The 1,468-nt window shown below is 63.8% G+C and carries 1 protein-coding gene; it reads right to left on the bottom strand.

Features of this window, described 5'->3' with window-relative positions; all coding sequences use genetic code 11:
• Positions 1–26: 26 nt before the first annotated feature.
• Complete coding sequence (gene prpD / locus ACK1U9_RS10710) at positions 27–1,466, bottom strand: 2-methylcitrate dehydratase (protein WP_449109886.1); 1,440 nt, start codon at positions 1,464–1,466, stop codon at positions 27–29.
• Positions 1,467–1,468: the final 2 nt, after the last annotated feature.

Raw genomic sequence — 1,468 nt, 5'->3', positions numbered from 1 at the left:
CCGCGAAGAGGCCAGCACAGGCAACCTCAGATCACGAACAGGTCGACAAACCTGTGCACCGCCATCTGTTCCAGCTTTTGCTGGTCCTTGCACACCTCAAGAATCTCCCCACACCGCTGCCGCGCAAAGCGCGTCGCCAGGTTGTCCCTGAACTTGGCCTCCAGCAACGGTATGCCCTCCCCTCGCCGCCGGCGATGCCCGATCGGGTATTCCACCACCACCTGATCGGTACTGCTGCCATCCTTGAAGAACACCTGCAGCGCGTTGGCGATCGAGCGTTTGTCCGGCTCCAGGTATTCACGGCTGAAGCGCGGGTCTTCCACCACCTCCATCTTCTCGCGCAGGCGGTCGATACTGGGATGGTTGGCATGGAAGGTGTCTTCGTAATGCTCGGCCACCAGATGACCGAAAATCAGCGGCACCGCCACCATGTACTGCAGACAGTGATCGCGGTCGGCGGCATTGGCCAGCGGGCCGCTCTTGGAAATGATGCGGATTGCCGACTCCTGGGTGGTAATGACGATACGGTCGATTTCGTGCAGGCGGTTACGCACCAGTGGATGCAGGGTTACCGCTGCCTCGCATGCGGTCTGGGCGTGGAACTCGGCCGGGAAACTGACCTTGAACAGCACGTTCTCCATCACGTAGCTGCCCAGGGCCTGCGGCACGCGCAGCTCTTGCTGCTCGGACGGCTTGAGCGCAAGGTCCTTGTTGGTGTGGCTGAACAGCACATCGTAGAAGCCCCACTGTGGCGCAGTGAGTACACCCGGCACGCCCATCTCGCCACGCAAGGCAATATCGGCCAGGCGCACGCCACGGCTGGAAGCATCACCGGCGGCCCACGATTTGCGCGAACCGGCGTTGGGCGCATGGCGGTAGGTACGCAGCGCCTGGCCGTCGACGAAGGCGTGGGACAAGGCACTCAGCATCTGCTCACGGCTGGCCCCCATCAGCCTGGCGCACACGGCGGTGGAGGCCACCTTGACCAGTATCACGTGGTCGAGGCCAACACGGTTGAAGGCGTTTTCCAGCGCCAGTACGCCCTGGATCTCGTGAGCCATGACCATGGCTTCGAGCACATCGCGCATCAGTAGCGGTGTTTCACCTGCGGCCACGCGCTTCTGGGAAAGGTGATCGGCAACGGCCAGGATCCCCCCTAGGTTGTCCGAGGGGTGGGCCCATTCGGCGGCCAGCCAGGTATCGTTGTAATCCAGCCAGCGCACCGTGCAACCGATGTCCCAGGCGGCCTTGACCGGGTCCAGGCGGTAGGCGGTGCCGGGGACGCGGGCGCCGTTGGGCACAAAGGTGCCTTCCACCTGGGGGCCCAGTAGTTTGGTGCATTCGGGGAAGCGCAGGGCCAGCAGGCCGCAGCCGAGGGTATCCATCAGGCAGTTGCGTGCGGTGTCCAGGGCTTCGGCGGATTCGACCCGGTACGTGAGGGCGTAATCGGCGAGGGTTTGCAGCACCC

The sequence above is a fragment of the Pseudomonas sp. XP1 genome, assembly GCF_053557675.1.
Note: the sequence above shows the minus strand (reverse complement) of the source record. Positions and strands in the feature narration are given on the sequence as shown.